At 59.2% G+C, this 23,748-nt stretch carries 20 protein-coding genes and 3 pseudogenes; 13 read left to right on the forward strand and 10 right to left on the reverse strand.

Features of this window, described 5'->3' with window-relative positions; translation table 11 throughout:
• Positions 1–44: 44 nt before the first annotated feature.
• The gene (locus QA644_RS19645; RefSeq protein ID WP_283070157.1) at positions 45–860 is read right to left on the reverse strand and encodes an oxidoreductase; all 816 of its coding nucleotides are present in this window, start codon (positions 858–860) and stop codon (positions 45–47) included.
• 90 nt (positions 861–950) lie between these two features.
• Between QA644_RS19645 and QA644_RS19650 the strand changes: the two genes are divergently transcribed.
• The 3 genes from QA644_RS19650 to QA644_RS19660 all read left to right on the forward strand — a co-directional run bounded on the left by QA644_RS19650 (position 951) and on the right by QA644_RS19660 (position 2,230).
• Positions 951–1,382: a helix-turn-helix domain-containing protein gene (locus tag QA644_RS19650; RefSeq protein ID WP_239596267.1), complete on the forward strand. Its 432-nt coding sequence runs from the start codon at positions 951–953 to the stop codon at positions 1,380–1,382.
• Between the two features lie 232 nt (positions 1,383–1,614).
• Positions 1,615–1,866 carry a transcriptional regulator gene (locus tag QA644_RS19655; RefSeq protein WP_194728569.1) on the forward strand — a complete coding sequence of 84 codons (252 nt, stop codon included), beginning with the start codon at positions 1,615–1,617 and terminating at the stop codon, positions 1,864–1,866.
• Position 1,867: 1 nt separating this feature from the next.
• On the forward strand, positions 1,868–2,230 hold the full coding sequence (locus QA644_RS19660) for a type II toxin-antitoxin system RelE/ParE family toxin (protein WP_283070158.1): 363 nt from the start codon (positions 1,868–1,870) through the stop codon (positions 2,228–2,230).
• A gap of 124 nt (positions 2,231–2,354) precedes the next feature.
• Here the strand turns inward: QA644_RS19660 and QA644_RS19665 are convergent.
• Positions 2,355–2,682 (reverse strand): annotated as a pseudogene (locus QA644_RS19665) (adenylate/guanylate cyclase domain-containing protein); the annotation flags it as partial.
• A gap of 831 nt (positions 2,683–3,513) precedes the next feature.
• On the opposite strand from QA644_RS19665, the gene QA644_RS19670 reads away from it, so the two are divergent.
• From QA644_RS19670 to QA644_RS19685, 4 genes and pseudogenes are all read left to right on the forward strand, one after another.
• Positions 3,514–4,698: a phosphatase PAP2 family protein gene (locus QA644_RS19670; protein WP_283070159.1), complete on the forward strand. Its 1,185-nt coding sequence runs from the start codon at positions 3,514–3,516 to the stop codon at positions 4,696–4,698.
• A gap of 188 nt (positions 4,699–4,886) precedes the next feature.
• Positions 4,887–5,415, forward strand: a pseudogene (locus QA644_RS19675) (mobile mystery protein B); the annotation flags it as partial.
• Between the two features lie 309 nt (positions 5,416–5,724).
• Positions 5,725–5,973: a CopG family ribbon-helix-helix protein gene (locus QA644_RS19680; protein ID WP_283072420.1), complete on the forward strand. Its 249-nt coding sequence runs from the start codon at positions 5,725–5,727 to the stop codon at positions 5,971–5,973.
• Positions 5,970–6,260: a type II toxin-antitoxin system RelE/ParE family toxin gene (locus QA644_RS19685; protein ID WP_283070161.1), complete on the forward strand. Its 291-nt coding sequence runs from the start codon at positions 5,970–5,972 to the stop codon at positions 6,258–6,260. The genes QA644_RS19680 and QA644_RS19685 overlap by 4 nt, the downstream gene beginning before the upstream one ends.
• Positions 6,261–6,461: 201 nt before the next feature.
• On the opposite strand, the pseudogene QA644_RS19690 reads toward QA644_RS19685, so the two are convergent.
• Together QA644_RS19690 and QA644_RS19695 are read right to left on the reverse strand one after the other, a co-directional pair.
• Positions 6,462–6,659, reverse strand: a pseudogene (locus tag QA644_RS19690) (SDR family oxidoreductase); the annotation flags it as partial.
• 252 nt (positions 6,660–6,911) lie between these two features.
• Positions 6,912–7,529 (reverse strand): TetR/AcrR family transcriptional regulator, encoded by a 618-nt coding sequence (locus QA644_RS19695; RefSeq protein ID WP_074066168.1) that lies wholly within the window; start codon positions 7,527–7,529, stop codon positions 6,912–6,914.
• A gap of 124 nt (positions 7,530–7,653) precedes the next feature.
• Between QA644_RS19695 and QA644_RS19700 the strand changes: the two genes are divergently transcribed.
• The 3 genes from QA644_RS19700 to QA644_RS19710 are packed head-to-tail and all read left to right on the forward strand — an operon-like array spanning position 7,654 to position 12,877.
• Positions 7,654–8,730, forward strand: coding sequence for an efflux RND transporter periplasmic adaptor subunit (locus QA644_RS19700; RefSeq protein WP_239596259.1), 1,077 nt, complete (start codon positions 7,654–7,656; stop codon positions 8,728–8,730).
• Positions 8,727–9,812, forward strand: a complete 1,086-nt coding sequence (locus tag QA644_RS19705) for an efflux RND transporter periplasmic adaptor subunit (RefSeq protein WP_283070162.1) — start codon at positions 8,727–8,729, stop codon at positions 9,810–9,812. The genes QA644_RS19700 and QA644_RS19705 overlap by 4 nt, the downstream gene beginning before the upstream one ends.
• The gene (locus QA644_RS19710; RefSeq protein WP_283070163.1) at positions 9,809–12,877 is read left to right on the forward strand and encodes an efflux RND transporter permease subunit; all 3,069 of its coding nucleotides are present in this window, start codon (positions 9,809–9,811) and stop codon (positions 12,875–12,877) included. The genes QA644_RS19705 and QA644_RS19710 overlap by 4 nt, the downstream gene beginning before the upstream one ends.
• Positions 12,878–13,060: 183 nt before the next feature.
• Here QA644_RS19710 and QA644_RS19715 read toward each other — a convergent pair whose 3' ends face one another.
• Positions 13,061–14,350 (reverse strand): ABC transporter substrate-binding protein, encoded by a 1,290-nt coding sequence (locus QA644_RS19715; protein ID WP_283070164.1) that lies wholly within the window; start codon positions 14,348–14,350, stop codon positions 13,061–13,063.
• Between the two features lie 139 nt (positions 14,351–14,489).
• On the opposite strand from QA644_RS19715, the gene QA644_RS19720 reads away from it, so the two are divergent.
• From QA644_RS19720 to QA644_RS19730, 3 genes are read left to right on the forward strand one after another with little or no spacing between them, the layout of a single operon-like run.
• Positions 14,490–15,518, forward strand: coding sequence for a LacI family DNA-binding transcriptional regulator (locus QA644_RS19720; RefSeq protein ID WP_283070165.1), 1,029 nt, complete (start codon positions 14,490–14,492; stop codon positions 15,516–15,518).
• A gap of 9 nt (positions 15,519–15,527) precedes the next feature.
• A complete protein-coding gene (locus QA644_RS19725) occupies positions 15,528–17,381 on the forward strand; it encodes a DUF2264 domain-containing protein (RefSeq protein WP_283070166.1) in 1,854 nt (617 codons plus the stop codon).
• On the forward strand, positions 17,378–18,388 hold the full coding sequence (locus QA644_RS19730) for a hydroxyacid dehydrogenase (RefSeq protein WP_283070167.1): 1,011 nt from the start codon (positions 17,378–17,380) through the stop codon (positions 18,386–18,388). Before QA644_RS19725 ends, QA644_RS19730 begins: the two co-directional genes overlap by 4 nt.
• 2 nt (positions 18,389–18,390) lie before the next feature.
• Here the strand turns inward: QA644_RS19730 and QA644_RS19735 are convergent, their stop codons facing one another.
• The 5 genes from QA644_RS19735 to QA644_RS19755 all read right to left on the reverse strand — a co-directional run bounded on the left by QA644_RS19735 (position 18,391) and on the right by QA644_RS19755 (position 23,684).
• Complete coding sequence (locus QA644_RS19735) at positions 18,391–19,665, reverse strand: Gfo/Idh/MocA family oxidoreductase (protein ID WP_194728581.1); 1,275 nt, start codon at positions 19,663–19,665, stop codon at positions 18,391–18,393.
• 37 nt (positions 19,666–19,702) lie between these two features.
• Positions 19,703–20,533, reverse strand: a complete 831-nt coding sequence (locus QA644_RS19740) for a sugar phosphate isomerase/epimerase family protein (RefSeq protein WP_074066176.1) — start codon at positions 20,531–20,533, stop codon at positions 19,703–19,705.
• 27 nt (positions 20,534–20,560) lie between these two features.
• Positions 20,561–21,724: a dihydrodipicolinate synthase family protein gene (locus QA644_RS19745; protein WP_283070168.1), complete on the reverse strand. Its 1,164-nt coding sequence runs from the start codon at positions 21,722–21,724 to the stop codon at positions 20,561–20,563.
• Position 21,725: 1 nt separating this feature from the next.
• Positions 21,726–22,874: a Gfo/Idh/MocA family oxidoreductase gene (locus QA644_RS19750; protein ID WP_283070170.1), complete on the reverse strand. Its 1,149-nt coding sequence runs from the start codon at positions 22,872–22,874 to the stop codon at positions 21,726–21,728.
• Positions 22,875–23,006: 132 nt separating this feature from the next.
• Positions 23,007–23,684 (reverse strand): TetR/AcrR family transcriptional regulator, encoded by a 678-nt coding sequence (locus tag QA644_RS19755; RefSeq protein WP_074066179.1) that lies wholly within the window; start codon positions 23,682–23,684, stop codon positions 23,007–23,009.
• Positions 23,685–23,748 lie beyond the last annotated feature (64 nt).

Below are 23,748 nucleotides of genomic sequence, written 5' to 3' on the forward strand. Positions count from 1 at the left end.
AGTACTAACTTTCTTTCTTTTCCTAAGGTGGCGGCAATTGGGGGTTAGGCGGGGAGCCTGTTGAATTTCCGGAGATTTTTGTCGACGAAAGACTCGGGCATGAAGCGGCGTAGGAAACGGACCAGCCCCGCAGCCTTTCCTGCGGTGTAACGCCTCTTCGGCGACGCTGCGTTGGCCGACTTGACCACCATGTCGGCGACGATCTCGGGTGCGTCTCCCGTCTCGACAATCTCTCGCATCAGCTCCTCAGCGTCAGCACGAACGCTATCGTACACGGCAAGCGGTTGATCCGCGCGCGTGAGATTTTCCTCGAACGATGTGCGGGTGACGCCAGGCTCCACCAGTACGACGCGAATGCCTTGCGATCGCACTTCGTGGTCGAGCGATTCCGAATAACCCTCAATCGCGTGCTTGGTCGATGCATAGAGGGCGTTGAAGGGGGCAGGAATGAGCCCGAGAATGGAGCTCATGTTGATGATCCTGCCTTTCCGTTGGCGTCTCATGATCGGTAGTATTGCATTTGTTAAACGCATGACGCCGAAGACATTCACGTCGAACAGAGTTTTTGCTTGCGCGGCAGAGGACTCCTCAGCACCTCCGAGCAGTCCAATTCCGGCATTGTTGACGAGAAGATCAATCCGTCCCGCACGGCTCACGACATCATCGACGACCTTCTGCACAGACCCGTCGTCGGTGACGTCGCAAACCAGCATTGTCACACCATCGTCGGTGTTGGCCATCGGCTTCCGGCTGGTTCCGAACACCCGGTAGCCATTGCGCCGCAACGCTCGTGCGGCCGCCATTCCAATGCCCGATGATGCGCCCGTGACTAGGGCGACGCCGCGTTCTGTCTTACTCATCTGTCTCAGCTTTCATTTTTGTCGTGGAACATCGATGAAAACTAGGTTACTATCAATTTGAGAGTAAGTCACTATCAAAAAGATATTAACATGCAGAATCTTTCGGACCAGCCATGCCTGATCGCCCGTAGCCTCGCGTTAGTAGGGGACGCATGGAGTATGCTGATACTGCGGGACGCCCATGCTGGGCTCACCCGCTTTGATGAGTTTCGGAAAAGCCTTGGCATCGCTCCGACAATTTTAACCCGTCGGCTTTCCGCGCTTACCGACGAGGGGCTGCTGGAGAAACGGCGCTACTCGGAGCGGCCGCCACGGGACGAATATGTGCTGACGGAAGCCGGTCGGGACTTCCTGCCGGTTCTGTTTTCGATCGGCGCGTGGGGGCGAAAGCACCGCAACAAAAACGGTGTAACCCGGTTCTTTGACGCCGAGACTGGAACGGAGATTGATCCTGTCACGATCGACCGCACGACCGGTGCTCCGATCGGAACACGTCCGATACGCATCGCCGCACCCGAATAACCCGCCCCACATGGTGGAGCTATGGTCGGTTATGGCCAGGCGCCCTTGCCCTCTTTATCCATAAGGCGCACTCGACTGCCTTTCCCGCAGTTCGCCGTACCGGCAGGGCCACGCGTCCGGAACGGTCGGGGGACTGCCAGCTTGCGGGTTCATGCTGCGCGCTCCCGGGGTGATGAATATTGACAATATATGCTACGCTCCCACAATAGAAGAAGAACGAAAGGATATGCCGATGGCATCGGGAAGCATTCATGTGAAGGTGGGCGGGCAATTGCAGGCCCATATTCAGCAGCAGATTGGCGAGGATGGTCTCTATGAAAATGCCAGCGAGTATATTCGCGCCTTGATCCGGCAGGATTTGAGGAACCGCGATGAGGCATGGGAAGCCTTGCAAAAGGAACTAGCCCCCGCCATGCGCGCGGACGATAGCCAATTCGTCACCGTTAAGGCCGAGGATGTAATCCGCCGAAACCAGCGCCGCTAGTATGGTCGCGTATCGTTTTTTCCCCCGAGCGGATGCCGCTCAGGACAAGATTTGGCGGGATACCGTTGAGAACTGGGGCGAGAAGCAGGCGGTGACTTATATCACCGGCTTACATACTCACTTGCAGCGGTTGTGTGACAACAGGGCGATATGGCGAAAGCTCCCGCAGAAGCTTGCGGTTCCCGCTGACATCAACCGCGAAGCCTATTTTAGCCGCTACGAGCGCCATCTTGTATTCTTCCGGGAGTTGAACAATGGCGACCTTGGTGTGATGAGCATTCTGCATGAGCGAATGGACCTGCCGGTACGCCTCATGGAGGACTTGGCTGCACTGGATGAAAAAGCGGCCAGCGCAGAGAAATAGAATTTCGGCTCATAGGGCCGCAGGTTTAAATCCTGCCCAGGATCAGCACCTGGGAGGATAGAAAGACGGCGTTGAATCGGAAATAATTTCCGCTTTTGGCGCAAACCTTCCTCTAACGACCCACCTAACCTTTCGATCCCTCATTCGGTTCGTGCACGGCATTCGGCCTTCCGCTTCTCGCTCCGAGCTCGTAAGCAGAAATTTGCTCGTCGAAACCTTTGAGCTGCCGCGCACCGAGAGCGACCATTGAAATTTTGCCACGTACGGATTGCGCCACGGCGTTGTCGACGAGGATTTGCCGATCATCGGCGGATGAACACAATCGCGACGCTAGGTTCACGACATGGCCGATCGCAGTGTAGTCAGCGCTCTTCATACCCAATTCGGCCGACCGTCGCCCATCCCATCGCCAGTCCTATGCCGAAGCCGATCGCATAGCCGCGCAGTCGCCACCGGAGTTGGCCCCGTCCCGTCACTTCAATTTGTAGTTGGAACGGCCGCTTCGGGTGGTAAGCGGTCAGACGCCAAGAAGCCTCAAGAGGCTTTATGAGCGGCGGCCAATAGCGGACCTCGGCCTTAGTTCGAAACGTGGCGACCATCTTCACTTCGCTAAATCTACGTCAGTCTCTTTAGATCGAAGGGAAGTAGTCATGGCTGGAACGGACTTTCCATTCGCTGGGAGCAATCAGATTGTTCCGGGCGACCCATTCGATCGGTACGCGGGAAGGGGCCGCCGATGGCTTTTCACGTTGTTTAGTCCCTATGAATATTTTCCCTTTCTGAAGCGATCGATGGTGTCTGAGTCGCTTCAGAGCTAATCGAGCGGCATTTGAACAGAGTTGTCGAAGGGGCAGGATGGTCGAGACCGTGATTTCCGTCCGACTTTGGCGAAGGATTTACTGCTGAGCGTCGTCACAGCGACCCTGCGGGTGCAAATCAGGAAGACAGCGGTCTTCGGACCTGACTTTTCATACCGCGACCTGCGCTCATTTTTGATCTTTTCACTTCGCAGCCCTTCGCGGTATAATTAGAGTTTGCTAATATAGAAAATGGAATGGCCGTCAAAACAGAAAACCTTCGGTCTTTGGGCCGGGGATTAACTATGGGGATCGAACATGCTTAGCGGCTTTAGCAGGGCCTGCGCGCTAATCCTTTTGTCAGGGAACTTCGCTTTCGCCCAATCGGATCAGATAGAGCCAAACGCTGGAACGTGGAAGACGTGGGTAATCACGTCGGGCAAAGACTTCCGAGTCCCGCCCCCACCGGATACTTCCGCAACCGAGTTGGAGCGGGTCCGCGAACTTGTCGTAAAGAACGATGCGCAGGTCGCCGCCAAGATCACGTTCTGGGACGCCGGCTCGCCGGGCTATCGATGGATCGACCTGGTCAACCACCGTCTTCTCGCAAACCAGACGATCCCCAATGCGCATCGCGTCTACACCTATTTGACGATGGCGGTCTACGACGCCACCGTCGCGGCTTGGGAGTCGAAATACTTCTACAATCGCCCCCGCCCGAGCGAGGTGGATACGACACTGCCGACTGCGCTGCCTACGCCTCGGAGTCCCGCTTATCCATCTGAACACGCGGCAGCCGCCGCCGCCGCCGCGACTGTTCTTGCCTATTTCTTTCCGGACGAGGCGTCGTCGTTCCAGGCGATGGCCGAAGAAGCCGCACAGTCGCGTGTCCTTGCCGGTGTCCAGTTCCCAAGCGACTCTTCCGCCGGCCTGGCACTGGGGCGACGCGTGGCAGAGCAAGTGATTGCGCTGGCAAAGGCCGACGGCTCCGATGCCGTCTGGACCGGCACGGTGCCGACCGGGCCGTGCATGTGGGTCGGAGCCAAACCCGCCAATGCAAACATGCCAAACTGGAAGCCGATTCTGCTCGAGGCAGCCGATGAATTCAGGCCACCGACTCCGCCCGACTGCAAGTCTGCGGCCGTGAAGGCCGAGACGGAGGCAGTCCGGCGGTTTGAGCGAAAATTCCCCAACAACTACAAGGCGTTCTACTGGCAAAGCCCATCCGGCCTGTTCGTCGACTGGTATGACTATGCCAGCAAGTGGATGTTCGAGGACAAGACGGATTCGAACCCGCCGCGCGCCGCACGGGCTTACGCGATGCTCGCAACGGTCTACTATGACGCCTACATTGCAAGCAACGACGGGAAATACGCTTATTGGTACCTGCGACCCAACATGCTTGATCCGAGCATCACTCCCCTGTTCGCAGTGCCCGCCCATCCCAGTTATCCGTCGAACCACTCCGCGTTGTCGACTGCCCGATGCGAGGTGCTGGCCTACCTGTTCCCCGACCGGGCGGAGTTCATCCGCACGGTCGGCAAGGAGGCGGGCGATTCCCGCATCTGGGCCGGCATCCACTATGAAATGGACAACCGGGCCGGTGCCGCACTTGGCAAAGCGGTCGCCGGGAAATTCATCGAGCGGGCAAAAAAAGACGGCGCAGACTAGCGGAAGGGAGGAGGCCTGTTTGATCCGCTGCCAGCGGATGACCGCCGGCGCCTTCTCCTGAAATGTCGCAATCCCAAGCGAGGGGTTCTCGATGGAACGCTGCGTTCACTCAGCAGCCGACGTGCGAGGCAGCAACGTTTCTCAAACGATGCGGATGCGGGGCGCGTCACATGACCATTGCTTTCCCCGTGAGCGACCTCTTTGCAAAGCCAGAAGACGCAACGCCGCTTGAGCCTGGGGAACGCGAAGGACTTCTGCAAAGCTGGATCACGTATCGCGGCGTTCTCAATGAGGCCGAGCAGGAGAATATCGTGGGGCAGGAGCGGCGTGGGCGGCGTGGGCGGCGCGGGCGCAAGCCACAGGACGTCCTCAGCATCGACTTCGCCCTGACGCTGCACAAGCGCATGTTCGGCGATGTGTGGAAATGGGCGGGGACTTGCCGCACGATGGCGCGGAATATCGGGGTCGACGCTTATCGCATCCAGCCCGACATCGCGACGCTTTTCGACGATGTGCGCTATTGGGTCGAGCACGAAACCTATCCGCCGGATGAAATTGCCGTGAGGCTGCATCACCGGTTGGTCGCCATTCATCCCGTTCCGAACGGCAATGGGCGTCACGCGCCTGATGGCCGACCTTCTGATCGAGCGGCTCGGCGGCGAGCCGTTCGGTTGGGGCGGCGGCGTACTCGCGGATACCGGCGAACTGCGCGCCCGTTAAGTCGAGGCCCTGCGGTGGACCGTTGCTCGCGTTCTGTCGGATCGGGCAAACATCCACCGATCTGAGACGCCTCGGACGCGCCTCACACATTTCGAAACCCCGACGAACCCCTCGGTGATATTCTCGACATCGCTGCAATCGCAATGCGCTCGCCTGTACCGGAGTCGCCTCAGCGCATCTTTGAAATCGAAGTGCGCGGCAAGCGCGGCATCGACTGGTGCAAGTCCATGCCGGATTTGAGCAGAAACCTTGACGAACCACGTTGGTTCACCAATAATCCTAGTGAACCAAGGAAAGTTAGGTGCCATGACTGCATTCACCGTGCGCGTTTCGGATGAAACCGCAAGCAAGCTCGATCAGATCGCGGAAAAGCTTGACCGATCCCGCTCCTACATGGCTGCTGAAGCCATTGAGGCTTTCGTTGAACAGCAGGAGTGGCAGCTTGCCGAGATCGAAGCCGGGTTGGCTGAGGCCGATCGGGGTGAATTCGCCAGCGATGAAGATGTAGCGAGAGTCATCGGAAAGTACGTCAAGTCCGCCGCCCGTCAATCATGAGTGGCAAGCGCCGTCGTTGGACGCTGAGGGCGTTGCGTCGGCTTGATAAAATCGGCGCTCATATCGAGCAGGACAATCCCGATGCGGCGGCGCGCGTCGTCGCGAGGATTGTGACGGCCGTGGATATGCTCGCGGAATTACCGGCAAGTGGGCGACCGGGTCGCATCAAGGGGACCCGTGAAGTGGTGTTGGCCGATATTCCCTACATCATTCCATACCGTGTCGGACGGGATATTGAGATTATTACCGTCATGCCCGCGCAGCAGCGATGGCCGCAGGCATTCTGACAAAACCGCCGTACATCCTGAAGCCGGTTCAGATCATCAGCACGTCGGGCGAACTAATCTTTATCGATGTGGACGCTACTGCGCCAACGCGTTCTGCTTCCGCAGGCTTTTGTCGAATGCGGATTCGGGGACGAAACGGCGCAGGAAACTGGCGCGCCTTCTTCCCCGCCGCATAACGCCTCTTCGGAGCCTGGTCAGTCGAGACTCCTCCGCGCCGCCGAGCGGGCAAATGCCGGCATTGTTGACAAGCAGGTCGATTCGCCCGGCCTCGGCCAAAACTTCTTCCACCAGTTTCGCCACGGACACGTCATCAGTCACGTCACAAGTCAGCATGGTAACGCCGTCGGTCCTTTCGGCGACAGCGCGACGGCTAGTTCCGAACACACGAAAGCCCGCGTTGCCGACCCTTATTGCCGCGACGTCGCAGCACGGCTCTGGAAGGTGTCCGAGAAGCTTACCGGCGCGAGATTCCCTCCGCATAATGGACTTCAACCAACGAAAGAAAACGTACGGACTTCACGCTGCAATCGTCTTCGAGACTTGGACCTCAGCGGCGACAACCGCCAAGAGCCGGATATTCAACGACCGTGCATTTATGGGATAAGACGCAGCAGCACTGAGTTGGCGCTTAGTTCTGGGCGAATGAAGCGGTCAAGCCATTAGACCATGCAAAATGAGATCGACATGCGCTTCCAGGTACGTCGTCTTATCCAGCGCTCTTCGATCATTGAAGATGAGCTTGAAAATCAGCATGGCGATGGCAGGAGCCACTACCGCGTCGGCGAATGCCGCTGGCGCCGGCCGGAACTCCCCGTGTTTTACACCCTCATCGATGAGGGATTGCAAATAAGCGTTGAGTGGGTCGATGAACTCTTCGTGGTGCCGATCGACGACTTGGGGAAACCGTGATCCTTCCGCGATGACGAACCTCATCAGTTCCCGCAATCTGCGGTTCTCGACAATGCGATCGTAGAGCATCGCTATAAGGCCCTCGAGCCGCTCCGAACATGTTCCGCTTAGCTCATGGGCACTAGCCAGCAGATCTTCAAACGGCACGGAGATGTGCCTGATCATTGCTTCAAAAAGCTGCTCCTTGGTGTCGAAGTAAACGTAAATCGTCCCCTTCGTTACTCCGACCCTGTCAGCGATGTCTTCAACGCGTGTCGCCACGTAGCCGCGTTCTACGAACTCCTCAAAGGCCGCATCGAGAATCTGTGCAGGACGGCGCGCTTTCTGCTCCGCACGCGTCAGTTTCTTCGTATCAGGCATGTCTCACCTTTGAGCGGTCCTTGTCATTCCGTGGCTCGGCATCAGGCAATTTTCCCGCAACTTATATTGACTAATGAGTCAGTCAATTATATCGATCGCGCGAACGGATGCAAGAGGTCAATTCATGAGAACTATCCTTGTCGCCGCCTTGCTGGCCATAGGCGCAGTCGCGCTTTCGTCATGCGAAAAGCAGGCCACGAATGAGGTGAAGCCCAAGAGGGTGGAGACTGTCGTCGTGAAGACTGCACCTGTCGGCGAAATCAACTTCATCACCGGCGAGGTAAGCGCCCGTGTGCAGAGCGACCTGTCCTTCAGGGTCAGCGGACGGATCGTCGAGCGCCTTGTCGATGTCGGCGCGTTCGTAAAGGCAGGGCAGGTGCTTGCGCGCATCGACGCTGAGGAACAGAAGGCCGATCTGGATGTCGCCACAGCGAACCTGCAGTCAGCTCAAGCCCAGCAGACGCAAGCCCAGCTGGCCTTCGGTCGGCAGCAGAATCTCTTTAAGGCTCAGGTCACGACCCGTGCCGCGCTTGACCAAGCCCAGGAGGCGCTGCTGACGGCCCAAGGAAGCCTGAAATCGGCGCAAGCCCAGCTCGACACGGCGCGAGACGCTTTCTCTTATACGGAGCTGCGCGCCGATGCCGACGGCGTGATCACGGCGCGAAACGCCGAGATCGGCCAGGTCGCGCAGGCTGCGCAACGGATATTCACGCTTGCCCACGAAGGACCGCGTGACGCGGTCTTCAACGTCTTTGAATCCCTCTATCTCGGACGAAAGCTTGAGGACAAAGTTACGGTTGGCCTGCTTTCGACTCCATCCCGGAAAGTAGATGCGGCTGTACGCGAGATCTCGCCAACCATCGACCCATCGACCGGAACGATCAGGGTGAAAGTGGGTCTCGAAGGGGCGCCGGACATGTCGCTTGGCGCTCCAGTCGTCGGCTCCTTCCGTTCCATCACACAGGACACAATCGAACTGCCATGGTCGGCAATGGCCTCGAAGGGTGGCCAGCCTGCCGTTTGGGTCGTGGACCCGTCGTCCTCCAGCGTGTCCATCCGGCCGGTTGATGTTTCCAGCTATGGGACCGGCCGGTTCGCCGTGCGCACGGGCGTGTCTCCAGGTGAAATCGTCGTATCCGATGGTACCAAATTCCTACGGCCCAACGAGGTCGTCTCATATGACAAGGAAGCCGCGAAATGAGTATCCGTGTAACACCCGGGCTGCTGCTCCTTGGGCCATTGCTGCTGTCGTCTTGCCAGAGGCAGGATGAAGCGCGTGAGGAACCGCCCCGCCCCGTTCTTTCCGTTGTTGCCAAATCAACAGCGGCGTCGTCCCTGAGCCTGCCAGGCACAGTCGAGGCCAAGATCGAGACCGAACTTGGATTTCGCGTGCTCGGACGGGTGATAGCCCGCAAGGTCAGCGTCGGCGACATCGTCAAGAAGGGTGACGTCGTTGCCGCCATTGATCCGCTGGCGCTAGAGCTTGCGCTCAGAAGCGCGCAGTCCGAGCTCTCAAATGCGCAGGCACAGCTGACAAATGCTGTCTCCACGGAAGAGCGGCAACGGAGTCTGACCGAAACAAGGTCTGGAAGCGAGGCCGCTTTCGAGGAGGCTCAACTGGGGCGGCGGAGTGCCGTTGCTGCCGTTGCAAAAGGGCAGGCCAATCTGGACAAGGCCGAAGAACAATTGAGCTATGCGCAGCTTCGCGCAGAGTTCGATGGCGTTGTGACGGCCACCTCTGCGGAAGTGGGCCAGGTTGTCGCCGCAGGCCAGAGCATGGCCACCATTGCCCGTCCCGATCAGCGGGATGCGGTCATTGATATACCGGATGCGAGCCTCGACGGCCTCAAGGTGGGATCACCCTTCGAGGTCTCCCTCCAGCTAGATCCAACCATTCGCGCGAGCGGTGTCGTTAGAGAAATTGCACCCGAAGCCGAGACGACGACCCGTACACGCCGCACGAAGATAACGCTCGTCAACCCGCCGGCGGCGTTTCGCCTGGGCGCGGTCGTGACGGCAACTGCGACCATTGCCGCCCAGCCACTGATCCTGCTCCCATCGTCCTCGGTGCTGATGAAGGATGGGAAACCGAACGTCTGGGTCGTCGATACGACGGCCGGCAAGGTCTCCATTCGGGCGATCAAGATGGACGGAGACGTTGCGGAAGGAGGCAACATTCGCATCGCTGAAGGCGTCAATCCGGGCGAACGCGTCGTCGTTGCTGGTGTTCACAAGCTTACTGACGGCCAGGCTGTCAGGGTGGATCAAGGGGAAAACCCGTGAAAAAATTCAATCTTTCCGACTGGGCGCTCGAGCACCGTTCGCTCGTCTGGTATTTCATGATCGTCTTCATTCTTGCCGGCGCGTTTTCCTACATCGGTCTGGGCCGTGAAGAAGACCCGGACTTCACCATCAAGACCATGATCATCCAGGCGCAATGGCCTGGTGCATCCGCCGAGGAAGTGACCAAGCAGGTTACCGACCGTATCGAGAAGAAGCTCGAAGAGCTGGAGTCGCTTGACTACACGCGCAGCGAGACGGTTGCCGGACGGACAACGATTTTCGTGGAGCTATTGCCGACCACCAAGGCCCGGGATGTCAACCCAACCTGGGTGCGCGTCCGCAACATGATCGACGATATCAAGGGAGATTTTCCGAGCGGCGTCGTGGGGCCGTTTTTCAACGACCGCTTCGGCGACGTCTTCGGCAATATCTACGCCTTCACCAGCGACGGGCTCACGCAGCGCCAGCTTCGCGACCTTGTCGAGGACGCCCGCGCAAAAGTCTTGACCGTACCCAATGTCGGCAAGGTGGACATTATCGGTGCGCAAGACGAAGCGATCTACCTTGAATTTTCGACCCGAAAGATTGCGGCCCTTGGTATCGACCAGCAATCGGTTATCGAGACGCTGCAGGCGCAGAACGCCGTCACTCAGTCGGGTTTCGTTGACGCCGGCCCCGAGCGTATCGCCTTGCGCGTCGGCGGTCAGTTTACATCGGAGGAAAGCCTCAAGTCGATCAATCTGCGTGTCAATGACCGGTTCTTTCCGCTGACCGATGTTGCCACGATCAAACGCGGCTATGTCGATCCTCCGTCGTCGCTGTTCAGATATAACGGTCAGCCCGCGATCGGTCTCGCCATCGGCATGAAGACCGGGGCAAATCTGCTGGAATTCGGCAAGGCGCTCGACCAGCAGATGGATCGCATCGTGACCGATCTGCCGATCGGCGTGGATGTCCAGCGCGTTTCCGATCAGCCTCACGTCGTCGACGAAGCGGTCTCGGGCTTCACGCGCGCTCTGTTCGAAGCGGTCGTCATCGTCCTTGCGATCAGTTTCATCAGCTTAGGCGTTCGCGCGGGCCTGGTTGTCGCAATCTCGATCCCTCTTGTGTTAGCGATCACGTTCCTCGTTATGGCCTATTCGGGCATTTCGCTGCAGCGTATTTCGCTCGGCGCGCTGATCATTGCGCTTGGCCTTCTCGTCGACGATGCGATGATTGCCGTCGAGATGATGGTCGCCCGGCTCGAGGCAGGAGACGATCTGAAAAAAGCAGCAACACATGTCTACACGTCTACGGCGTTCCCGATGCTCACGGGCACGCTTGTAACGGTCGCCGGCTTCATTCCCATCGGCTTGAATAACAGTGCCGCGGGCGAATTCACCTTCACGCTTTTCGTGGTGATTGCTGTCTCGCTCCTGGTCTCATGGATCGTCGCAGTGTTGTTCACGCCACTTTTGGGCGTGAGCATCCTTCCGAAGACGATGAAGTCGCATCATGATCAGAAAGGCCGGCTGGCGAGAGCTTTTTCGTGGCTTTTGAACCTTTCCATGCGGTGGCGCTGGATCACCATCGGCGCGACAGTCGTTGCCTTCGCGCTCTCCATCGGTGGAATGAGCCTTGTGCAACAGCAGTTCTTCCCTTCCTCGGACAGGGCCGAACTGATCGTCGATTGGAACTTGCCGCACAACAGTTCGATCTTCGAGACGAACAGGCAGATGGCCAAGTTCGAGCAGGAGATGCTCGCGAACAATAAGGATATAGAGCACTGGACGAGTTATGTCGGACAAGGTGCTCCCCGCTTCATCCTGTCCTTCGATGTTCAGACGCCCGACGTGTCGTTCGGGCAGACCGTCATCGTGACCAAGGGGCTTGATGTTCGCGACAAGGTCAAGAGCGAACTGCAGGACTATCTGACGAAAACCTTCCCGGGGACCGATGCGTTCGTAAAGCTTCTGGACATCGGGCCTCCGGTCGGCAAGCCTGTGCAATATCGCATCAGCGGGCCGGATATCCAGAAGGTTCGCGATATCGCCCAGCAATTTGCGGGCATCGTCGGCCAGCATCCGCTGCTCTCCAACATGACCTTTGACTGGAATGAACCGTCGCGCGTCGTGAAGGTCGATGTTCTGCAGGACAAGGCGCGGCAACTGGGCGTCTCGTCGCAAGACATTGCAACAACCCTTAACGGGATCGTGGAGGGATCGTCGGCCACGCAGATCAGGGACAACATCTATCTCATAGATGTGATCGGCAGGGCCCAAACCTCGGAGCGCGGCTCCATCGAGACGCTGCAGAACCTTCAGCTGCCTGGCTCAAACGGCAAATCGGTACCGCTCTCTGCAGTTGCCAATTTCCGCTACGAGCTGGAGCAGCCAACGATCTGGCGTCGCACGCGCACGCCGACAATCACCATCAAGGCTGCCGTCGTCGGGCCGACACAGCCGGCGACTATCGTCACCGAACTGCAGCCCAAAGTCGATGCCTTCCGCAAGGGTCTTCCAGCCGGCTACAGCATCGCCAACGGCGGTTCCGTCGAGGAAAGCGCGAAGGCGCAAGGACCGATCGCTGCGGTCGCGCCGCTGATGTTGTTTGCCATGGCGACGATCCTCATGATCCAGTTGCAAAGCTTCAGCAGGTTGTTCCTGGTGTTCGCAGTGGCTCCGACGGCACTCATCGGTGTGGTTATAGCACTGCTCTTCAGTAACGCGCCCATGGGATTCGTCGCAATTCTTGGCGTGCTTGCGCTGATAGGGATCCTGATCCGGAACTCTGTCATCCTGGTCGTGCAGATCGAACAGCTTCGGAGCGAAGGCGTGCCCCCATGGCGCGCCGTCGTCGAGGCGACGGAGCACCGGATGCGTCCGATCATGCTGACGGCGGCGGCCGCGACCCTGGCGCTCATTCCAATCTCCCGGGAAGTCTTCTGGGGTCCCATGGCCTACGCCATGATGGGGGGCATTGTCGTCGGTACCGCACTGACGCTTCTTTTCCTTCCGGCGCTCTATGTGGCGTGGTTCCGGATACGGAGAGAGAATCTGGGGGAGCGGAAACCCGCACATTCCTAGCATTCGGGGAACCCGTTTACGGTCGCCCTCCGTCTGGGCGCGCCCGCCTATCGGCGGGGCCGGAGCCCCGCAACCAACGCTCAATCAAGAGGCCCGCCACGCTGAACTGACCCCTGAAAGTTGGACATCAACGGTCAGGGGTCAGTTCACGACGGCGGGCCTTGCGGGAGGAGAAACCTGGATTCAGCTTCTGATCGTTGCCTTGCCTTGTTCCACCAGGCGAGCGGCGGCATCGGCGGGCGTCGTGCGTTCGAACGCGAGCTCGTCAGCGAGGGGCCGAAGGACGCGCTGGTCGAATTCCGTCGCGCCAAGCGGGGCAGGTGCCGGGTAATCGCCGACCTGATCCTTAAGAAGGTTGACGTACTTGACGGTATCCTGCTCCGTCGGGTTAAGGTTCGGCAGGATCGCCTCGCGGACGGTCGCCGACATCGGTACGCCCCGTTCCACTCCGAGGATCTTGCCGGCGTCGATGTCGTTGACGAAGAAGTCGATGAACTTGGCGGCAGCTTCGCCGTTCTTCGTCGTCGCTCCGATGCTCCAGATAAGCGCGGGACGGTAGTAATGGCCGGAGGGACCACCCTTCCTTTCGCGCGGCAGCATGGTGATCGCCAGTTTATTCTTCGAGATCAGCTGATAGCCGACGAGCTGGTTTGAATAGGCCATGCCGATCGCCGATTTGCCAAGCGCCAGGCAGTTGGTGTCGATGGTGTTTTGGTCGAGCGTCTGTACATCCGCCGCGACCGTGCCACCCTTTTTGCGCAGGTCCTCCCAGAAGCTGTACCACTCCTTGGCATCCTCGACGTCGAAGCCCAGGCTGCCATTGGCGTAAAGGCTCTTGCCGCGCTGGCGCAGCCAAGCATCGAAGACATAGGCATAGCGCGCGCCGTAAGGGCCGCCCCAGTAATTGTCCTTGCCGGCAGCTTTTGTAAGCTCGACGGCCAGTTTGGCATATTCGTCCCAAGTGAGGTCCGGCGTCGGCAAGGGAAGTCCAGCCTTTTCAAAGATGGTCTGATCGAAAAAGAGCGCAAAGGAGTTAAGGCCGAGGCCGATGCCATAGAGCTTGCTGTCGACGGTCGTCAGCTTCAGCATATCCTTGCCGAAGGTGTCGACCTTGAGAGCCGAGGGAACGAACTCGTCGAGGGGCATGCAGGCGCCGCGCTTTGAGTAATCGGAGATCGTGCTGGGCTCGAGCTGGAACACATCGGCAATCGCGCGGCCAGCCATCTGCGTCGCGAGCTTCGTCCAATAGCCGTCGCCGCTGAGCGACTCGCCGACGATCGTGACGCCCGGCGTCTTGGTCTGATAGAGCTTTGCAACCTCCAGCGTACGCTTGGCGCGGTCGTTAGAACCCCACCACATGGCACGCAGTTGCGCGTCTTCGGCAAATGCCGGGATGGCACTACCCGCGCCGAATGCGAGGCCCGTAGCCACACCGGCCGAGCCCATCAGAAATGAACGTCGATTGATCTGCATGATGATCCTCCTTTGTCGCCTGCCCGTGCCGTCCTCCAACGGTTCTCGAGCATCTCACGGGTAGAGTACGCAAATAATTTCGGTTTGCAACAAATTATATTCTCATTGCAAATTTGCATGATTTGCATATGTTTGAGTTATGAACGAAATCAAACCCAGACGGCCGCGTCAGGCCGACATCGCAGCCTTGGCAGGCGTCTCCGTTTCGACGGTTTCACGCGTGCTTGCCAATGAGCCAGGCATAAGCGAGAGCGTGCGAGAGCATATTCTGAGGGTGGCGGCCGAGCATGGATACCAGGTGAGGTCTGCTCCGGAAGCGGTTCCGGGCGGACTTGCGCTGATTGCCAGCGATGGGGTCACGGGCGGACTGAGCGTTTTCTACGAGTCCATCGTCGAGGGTCTGCGTACGGCGGCAGCCGAGCACGGCATGTCGTTTGAGGTTCGCCTCATCCGGGAAGACCGCGCGACGCCCGAGGTCATTCGAGACTATTTGAAGTCGGCGCGTGCCGAGGGTCTCTTTCTCGTCGGCATCGATCCGAGTGGGGCTTTACGCGGTTGGATCGACGACGAGAAAGTTCCGGTTGTTCTCGTCAACGGGACGGATCCTCAGCTCCGCCTCGACGGTGTTTCGCCTTCCAATTTTTTCGGTGCCTTCCAGGCTGCCCAGCGGCTGCTGAAGGCCGGTCACCGCCGCATCCTCCATCTGACCGGTTCCCACCGCAATACGATCCGCGAGCGTGTTCGCGGTTTCGAGGCGGCGATAACCTCGGTCCCGGATGCCGAAGGCCGGCTTGTGCCGATGACGTTTCATGGCAGTGCCAGCCGCGAGGCGCATGAGCTGACGGCGGCGATTCTTGCGGAGAACGCCGGGTTCAGTGCCGCCTTCTGCATGAACGATTTTATCGCAGTCGGTGTCTTGGAAGCCGTCACGGAAGCTGGCCTTCGGGTGCCGGAAGACTTCGCGATCGTCGGTTTCGACGATCTGCCCTGCGCATTGATGACCAATCCGCCGCTTTCCACCATGCGCGTCGATCGTGCGGCGCTTGGGCGGGAGGCGATCGGTCTGATGATGTCCCGTTTCCGCGACCGGGCGGCCCCCGCCCGTCATGTATGCCACGGGGTCATCCCCGTTGCCGGGGGCACCGTATCTGATGTTGCAACCTCATGAGTGATTCCGATGACCTATGATCCGGCCAGCGCCAATCCGCTTGCAGGCAACCCGCTCGAAACCCGCGAGGACATGGGCCGCGCGCTTCTCGATCTCTTCGATCCACTGCTGCCCTATTTTTCGAAGGGCAATGCCCGCGTGCGGCTGGATGGCGCCGGCGCGCATTTCGATCGTGCCGCGGCCGATCTGGAAGGCTTCGCCCGGCCTCTGTGGGGTCTTGCTCCTTTGGGTGCGGGAAACGGCCGGTTCGAGCATTGGGAACGTTTCGCCGAAGGTCTCGCTAATGGCGCCGATCCGCAGCATCCGGAATATTGGGGCACGGTCAACGGCCGCGACCAGCGCATGGTGGAGCTTGCCGCGCTCGGTTTTGCGCTGGCGCTTGTCCCGGAAAAGATCTGGGAGCCACTCGATGGGCATGCCCGGAACAACGTCATCGCTTATCTCAAACACGCACGCCAGTTTGACTACGCCGACAACAACTGGAAGTTCTTCCGCATTTTCGTCGATATCGCGCTTGACCGATTGGGCGCGGATTTCGATCGCAGCCTCACTAGGCAATATCTGGAAGAGCTGGAGGGCTTCTATATCGGCGATGGCTGGTATCGCGACGGCAATCTCCGCCGTATCGATCACTACATTCCCTTCGCGATGCACTTTTACGGCCTGATTTATTCGAAGCTTGTCGATGATGACTATGCCAAACGATACCGCGAACGGGCAGTGCTCTTTGCGAAGGATTTCAAGAACTGGTTTGCAGCCGATGGTGCGACGATCCCCTTCGGCCGCAGCCTGACATACCGTTTCGCCTGCGCAGGTTTCTGGTCGGCGCTTGCCTTCGCCGACCTCGAAGCTTTGCCCTGGGGTGAAGTCAAGCATCTTTGCCTCCAGCATCTGCGCTGGTGGAGGGACAAGCCGATGACGAACCGAGACGGCATCCTTTCAATCGGTTTCGGCTATCCCAATCTGCTGATGTCGGAGAGTTATAATTCTGCAGGCTCGCCCTATTGGGCTTTCAAGGCCTTCTTGCCGCTCGCAATTCCAGCAGATCATCCGTTCTGGACGTCAAAGGAAACGGCGCCGGAAGCGGTCGCCGTCTCCCCGCAGCGCCATCCGGGCATGGTCATGATACGGGCGGGCGGCGATGTCGTGGCGCTTTCTTCCGGCCAGGAAAATTTGCAGATGCGGTTTGGAACGGAAAAATACGCAAAATTCGCATATTCAGCGCGCTACGGATTCAGTGTTGAGGCCGACGAGCGAAATTTCGCCGGCGGCGCTTTTGATTCGGCGCTGGCTTTCAGCGACGATGGATTGCATTACCGAGTTCGCGAGACGAATGCGGAAGCCAAGATTGCCGGCAACGTGCTTTATTCGAAGTGGTCGCCGTTCAAGGATGTCTCGGTCGAAACATGGCTCGTACCGGCAGCGCCCTGGCATATTCGCGTTCACAGGATCAATACGCCACGTGCGCTGCAGACGTCCGAAGGCGGCTTCGCGATCGCCAAACGGGATTTCGATCTTGATACGCTTTCGGCAGAAGCAGGTACCGCGCATGTCATCGGCGAGAGTGATTTTTCCGGCATCGTCGATCTTGGCTCGACCGTGACGCGCACCGGCCTTGCGCAGAAGGCCTTGCCGAATACGAACCTCATTGTTGCAAAGACATTGGTGCCGCAGTTGCGCGGCGAAATCCCAGCAGGTGAGACCGTGCTGATCACGGCAGTGCTCGCAGTCAATGATCCGCAAGCTGTTTCCGGGGTTTGGGTGAAGCGCCCTGTTGTCCCGGACATCGGAGCTTTGGAACAGCAGGTGAAGGAACACGGCGTGACGGTCAGCGCCATTGTCGCGCCGGGACAGATGCCATGAGCCGTCCCGGCATCGCGCTTGCCATGCATCCGGAGCGCACGGAACATGTCGTGTCGGATGAGTTGCTTCAACGCCTGGAAGTCATCGGCCGCTTGCTCGACCGCGAGCCGCTGCAGAATTTCTCTGATGAGCGCGCCCGGCGCGTGCTCCCGGAGACGGAAATCCTCATTACAGGCTGGGGGGCGCCGCAGGTGGGCGGTGAGGTGCTTGCCGCAGCGAGGCGTTTGAAGATTGTCGCTCATGCGGCCGGCACCGTCAAAGGCATTATCGGTGAAGAGATTTTCAGGGCCGGGATTGCGGTCAGCCATGCCGCGGAAGCCAATGCCACACCGGTCGCGGAGTTTACGCTCGCAGCCATTCTCTTTGCCGGCAAACAGGTTTTCCGCTTCCGCGACCGTTACGTGGCAGACCGCAACCGTGACCGCACCCATCCGATGCAGCGTTTGGCGATCGGCAACTACCGGCGCACAGTCGGCATCATTGGTGCATCGCGGATCGGCCGTCGCGTCATCGAGTTGCTGGAGCCGTTTGACTACCAGCTTGTCCTTTTCGATCCGACGATTAGCATGGCTGAAGCCCAGGGGCTTGGAGCAGAGAAGGTCGATCTGGATACGCTCATGAGGGTTTCCGACATCATTTCGCTTCACGCGCCGTCCCTGCCTTCCACGCAACATATGATCGATGCGGACAGGCTGGCTTTGATGAAGGACGGCGCTACGCTCATCAACACGGCTAGGGGCGCAATCATCGATGAAGCTGCGCTGCTGGCGACGCTTGCAACCGGCCGCATCGATGCCATCATCGATGTCACCGACCCGGAAATCCCCGAGCCTTCATCGGCCTTTTACGATCTGCCGAATCTGTTCCTGACGCCCCATATTGCAGGCGCCGTCGGACTGGAGCGCATGCGCCTCGGCGAAATGGCGGTGGACGAGATCGAACGTTTCTTAAAGGGCGAGCCGCTTCGTTACGGCGTCACCCTCGCGGATCTCGAAAAAATGGCCTGAGCCTATTCAACCCTGCGGGAATTCGGTGAGTCGTCATTGGCAAGCTCGGGCATCAGATCAGCGAGATTGACGACCTTGCCGGTGCGGGAGCTCTGAAGCGCTGCAATGCCGCAAAGCACCGACATGGCCCCGGCACGCGTTCCCGCACGCTGATGAAGCCTGTCCTGCATGTCCGGTTTGAAGATCATATTGCGCATCCGGTCGTCCCCGCCGTAGTGGCCGCCGGAGGAATGCGGCACGATGATACGCTCGACCGCCTCCTTCCCATTGGGGAAATTCCGGATCAGCAGGATCTCATCCTCTTTCTTCACCTCCCAGGGTTGGGCTTCATGCTGGCGGATTTCGATTCGGCCTTTGGTGCCGTTGAATGCCAGATGGTGGCCTTCGATCGGCTGGAAGGTGTTCAGCGAATAGGAGACATGCACGTTGTTTCGATAGCGGATGCTGACGACCATCGTGTCCGGAATGTCGATATCCTCGCGGAAGACGCAGCCGTCGCGAAAATATCCGTCGATCTTCGACGGTTCCTCGTAGAGTGTATCCAGGAAGGGATCTGCCTCCAGATCGAGATAGTAGTCGCATTCATGCGTGTGCGGACAGAGCTTGCAGCGTGGGCCGCGGAAGGGGCCCTTGCGGCCGTAATTCTGTAGGTCGGCGAAGGACGTCACGGCTTCGGGATCGCTGTCGAGATACCAGTTCAGCAGATCGAAATGGTGCGTTGCCTTGTGGACGAAGAGGCTGCCGGAATTTTCGGTATAGGCGTGCCAGCGGCGGAAATAGTCGGCGCCGTGTTTCGTGTTCAGATACCAGTGGAAATCGACCGAACTGACGCGGCCGATCTCTCCGGAATTGAGCAATTCTTTGATTTTGGCTGCGGTCGGCGCATAGCGGTAGTTGAAGGACACGTCGACGCGCCTGCCGGTACGCTTCTCGGCGTCGATGATCCGGCGAATCTTGTCGACTGCGGTCGTCATCGGTTTCTCGGTGATGACGTCGATCCCGGCCTCCAGCGCCCGCACGACGATCGCATCATGCGTGTGATCCGGCGTGCAGACGATGACAAGGTCCGGTTTGACCTCGGCCAGCATCGCATCGATATCCTCGTAGATCGGCGCATTGCTGCCGATCATCGTGCGGGCGCGCTCGCCGCGAAGAGAGTTCTTTTCGACGATCGCGACGAGATCGACATGTTCGCGCCAACCGGCGAGCAGTTCTTTGCCCCACATGGTGGTTCCGCGATTTCCTGTCCCGATCAGTGCAAAACGGCGTTTCTCCATCGAATGATCCTCCTCATGCGTGCTGAAATGTATCGAACTATGCTTGGCAGCAGCTATGGTATCGCTCGACGCAGGTCGCGATGACCTCGTCCGCTGGCCGTTTCCACCAATTCTCTGCCGAAAAGATTTCGACCTCCTGCGCGCCGAAGAAGCCTGCCTTCTCGATCATGCGCCGGATGCCTTTGAGATCGATCACGCCATCGCCCATCATGCCGCGGTCGGTTAGCATGTCTTTTGTCGGTACCAGCCAGTCGCAGATATGATGCGCGAAGATACGCTTCATCTGGCCGGCGCGCGCGATCTGGTTGGCGAGATCCGGATCCCACCAGACATGGTAGGCGTCGATTGCAACGCCGACGTTTTCGCCCAGCTGCTCACACATATCGAGCGCGTGAGCGAGCGTGTTCACGCAGGCTCGGTCCGCCGCATACATCGGATGCAGGGGTTCGATTGCCAACGGCATGCCGGCGGCTTCTGCATGCGGCGATACCGCAGCGATACCGTCGAACACCATCTGGCGCGCTGCGTCGATGTCCTTGGAACTGCCCGGCAGCCCGCCGACGACGAGCACGAGGCAATCGGCGCCGAGCGCGGCAGCCTCATCGATTGCGCGCCTGTTGTCGTCGAGGTTCCTCTGCCATCCCGCCTCGTTTTCCGCCGGAAAGAAACCGCCGCGACAAAGGCCGGTCAGCTTCAATCCGTTCGATTTGACGATGCGAACGGCCTCGGCGAGCCCAACTTTCGCGACCTGCTCCCGCCAGGGTGCGATCCTGGTGATGCCGTGCTTCAGGCAGATATCGACGGCTTCGCCAAATCCGCATTGTTCACGGATCGTCGCAAGATTGATCGAAAGTCCTTCGATCTGCATATGAATTCCTCCCGCTCCCGATCGGCGTCAGTAAACGCCATGAACGGCGAGCACCCGCTTCATGTGGTTGACCGCCATATCGGGATCGGCAAGAACGCGCGCCTTGTCCGCCAGCCGGAAAAGCTCCGCGAGATGCGTCAGTGAACGCGTGCTCTGCTGCCCGCCGATCATCGTGAAGTGGTCCTGCAGGCCGTTGAGATAGGCAAGGAAGACGACGCCGGTCTTGTAGAAGCGCGTCGGTGCCTTGAAGATGTGACGTGAAAGCGGAACGGTCGGATCGAGCAAGTCGAAGAACTCGCGGTTGCTCTTGCGGCCCAGTGCTTCCATAGCGGCGGAGGCGGCCGGAGCAATCGCATCGAATATGCCGAGCAAGGCGTCGGAGTGCCCCTGTTCGTCGCCGGCTATCAGTTCGGCATAGTTGAAGTCGTCGCCGGTATACATGCGCACGCCCGTCGGCAGTTGCCGGCGCATTGCGATTTCCTTCTCCTTGGAAAGCAGGGAAACCTTAATGCCGTCGATCTTTGTGGCATTGGCTTCGATCACTTGCAGACAGGTGGACATGGCCTTGATGTGATCCGGATTACCCCAATAGCCTTCCAGCGCCGGGTCGAACATCTCGCCCAGCCAGTGGATGACGACCGGTTCTTTCACCTGCCGCAGGATGCGGTCATAGACGCGGATGTAATCGTCCGGCCCTCTCGCAGCGGCCGCAAGCGCGCGGCTTGCCATCAGGATGATGCGCCCGCCCTCTGCCTCGACGGCTTCGATCTGTTCTTCGTAGGCCCTGATGATCGTGTCGATCGTCACGTCGGGACCGGGAGCCAGATGATCGGTACCGGCGCCGCAGGCGATCAGCGCATCCTTGCGAGTGCTTGCTTCGGCAAGCGCTCGGCGAATGAGATCGCGCGCTTCCGGCCAGCCAAGTCCCATACCGCGCTGCGCCGTGTCCATCGCTTCGGCAACGCCGAGGCCGAGGTCCCAAAGGCGGTGGCGGAAGGCGAGGGTCCGTTCCCAATCGATGGCAGGCGTCAGCCATGGATCGTTGTCCGCCAGCGGGTCGGCGACGACATGGGCAGCGGCAAAGACCACGCGCGGAAAGTCTTTCGCGTCACGCTTCTTGAGCTCGATCGGCGTTCCGGTCAGCGTATAGGGGGCGATCCTGCCGTCGAGGGGAAGATTGATCGTCTGCATATCAGAACTCCAATGCCGGAACGTCGAGCCAGCGGCGCTCGGCCCAAGATTTGAGGCCCAACTCCGCAAGCTGGACGCCCTTGGCGCCCGCCTCTAGGCCGTAGGGCCATGGGGCGTCTTCGGCGACATGGCGCAGGAACATTTCCCACTGCACCTTAAAACCGTTGTCGAATGTCTGCGTATCCGGCACCTCGTCCCAGGTCTGGTAGAAGTCGATCGTTTGCGGCTGGTCCGGATTCCACACCGGCTTCGGCGTATTGACGCGATGCTGCGTCCAGCATTTCGTAAGACCGGCGACGGCAGAACCGTGCGTGCCGTCCACCTGGAAGGTCACGAGATCGTCGCGGCGCACGCGCACGGCCCAGGACGAATTGATCTGCGCAATCACGCCGCCTTCAAGCTCGAAGGTAGCATAAGCGGCATCATCCGTATCGCAGTCGTAGGCCTTGCCCTGCTCGTCGACGCGGCTGCCGATATGCGTTGCGCCGAGGCAGGAAACCGCTTTCACCTCGCCGAAAAGATTGTCGAGCACGTAGCGCCAGTGGCAGAGCATGTCGAGGATAATGCCGCCGCCATCGCCCTTGCGGTAGTTCCAGGACGGCCGCTGCGCCGGAACGCCCCAATCGCCCTCGAAAACCCAATAGCCGAACTCGCCGCGCACCGAGAGAATCTTGCCGAAGAAACCGGAATCGCGCAGCAGCGCCAGCTTGCGAAGACCCGGCAGGAAGAGCTTGTCCTGCACGACGCCGTGCTTGAGGCCGGAGGCTCGCGCTTTTCTTGCAAGGTCGACGGCCACTTGCAGGTCGTCGGAGATCGGCTTTTCGCAATAGACGTGCTTGCCGGCATCGAGTGCCTTGGAAAGCAGCTCGGCGCGCATCAAGGTCGTTCCGGCATCGAAGAAAATCTGATCGTCCGGGTTGGCGAGCGCTCCGTCCAGATCTGTCGACCAGCGCTTGATGTTGTGCTTCTTCGCCAGCTCTTCCATCTTGTCGCGGTTGCGGCCGACGATGATGGGGTCGATCTCCAGCCGCTCGCCGGATTTCAAAAACAAACCGCCCTGGTCGCGGATGGCCAGGATCGATCGCACTAGGTGCTGATTGTAGCCCATGCGGCCTGTAACGCCGTGCAAAATGATCCCCAGACGAGCCATCTCATTTCTCCCTGCCAAATTATCGAACGGCGGGAGCGGGCGTTGCCCGGCCCTCCCAAGCCAGTAACTAAACGGTTACTTGATGGCAGATCGGAAGCGGGGCTGTCAATAGTCAATTCAAATTTTGAATTTTCAGCGCTTGATCGAGGCGAGGGTCACGTGGACGATATGCTGTTCCCAACTGTCGAGATTTGAGGGCTCAATCAGTTCGCGCCCGAAGATCGTCGAAAGCGTATGTTGGTTCGAAAGGTAGAAGTATCCGAGCGACGCGATCGTCAGATAGACGTGAAGGGGATCGGCGTTCTCGATGAAGACGCCTTCCTTCTTGCCACGCTCGAGAACCCGCGCAAGCTCACCGATCAGGTGAGAATGCAATTCCTTGAGCCGGACGGATTGGCGAAGCCAGCGGGCGCGGTGCAGGTTTTCCGTACCGAGAAGGCTTAAAAACTCCGGATGCTTGAGGAAATAGCGCCAGGTGAAGAGAGCAAGTTCGCCGATTCCTTCTTCCGGGCTGCGGTCGCCGATATGCAGGGCACGCTCCGCTGTACGGATGCCGACATAAGCCTCCTCCAGCACACGTAGGTAGAGCTGCTCCTTGTCGCCAAAATAGTGATAGAGCATGCGCTTATTGGTGCCGGCCCGCTCGGCAATTGCGTCGACGCGCGCCCCGCCCATGCCGTTTTCGGCAAATTCGCGGGTAGCTGCTTCCAGGATCGCGGCCTTGGTTCTTTCGGGGTCGCGCTGCAATACGCGTTCGCCGGCCACCCGCTTGGCTTTTTTCTTTTCCCCGGTCTCGCCGCTATTATCCATCCGCTCATCTCCCCAGACGCTCTGTTGCGCTCATAAGGCTTCGGTGCGAGATTGTAAAAGCGAC

Source organism: Rhizobium sp. CC1099 (assembly GCF_029714385.1).
Lineage (GTDB): Bacteria > Pseudomonadota > Alphaproteobacteria > Rhizobiales > Rhizobiaceae > Rhizobium.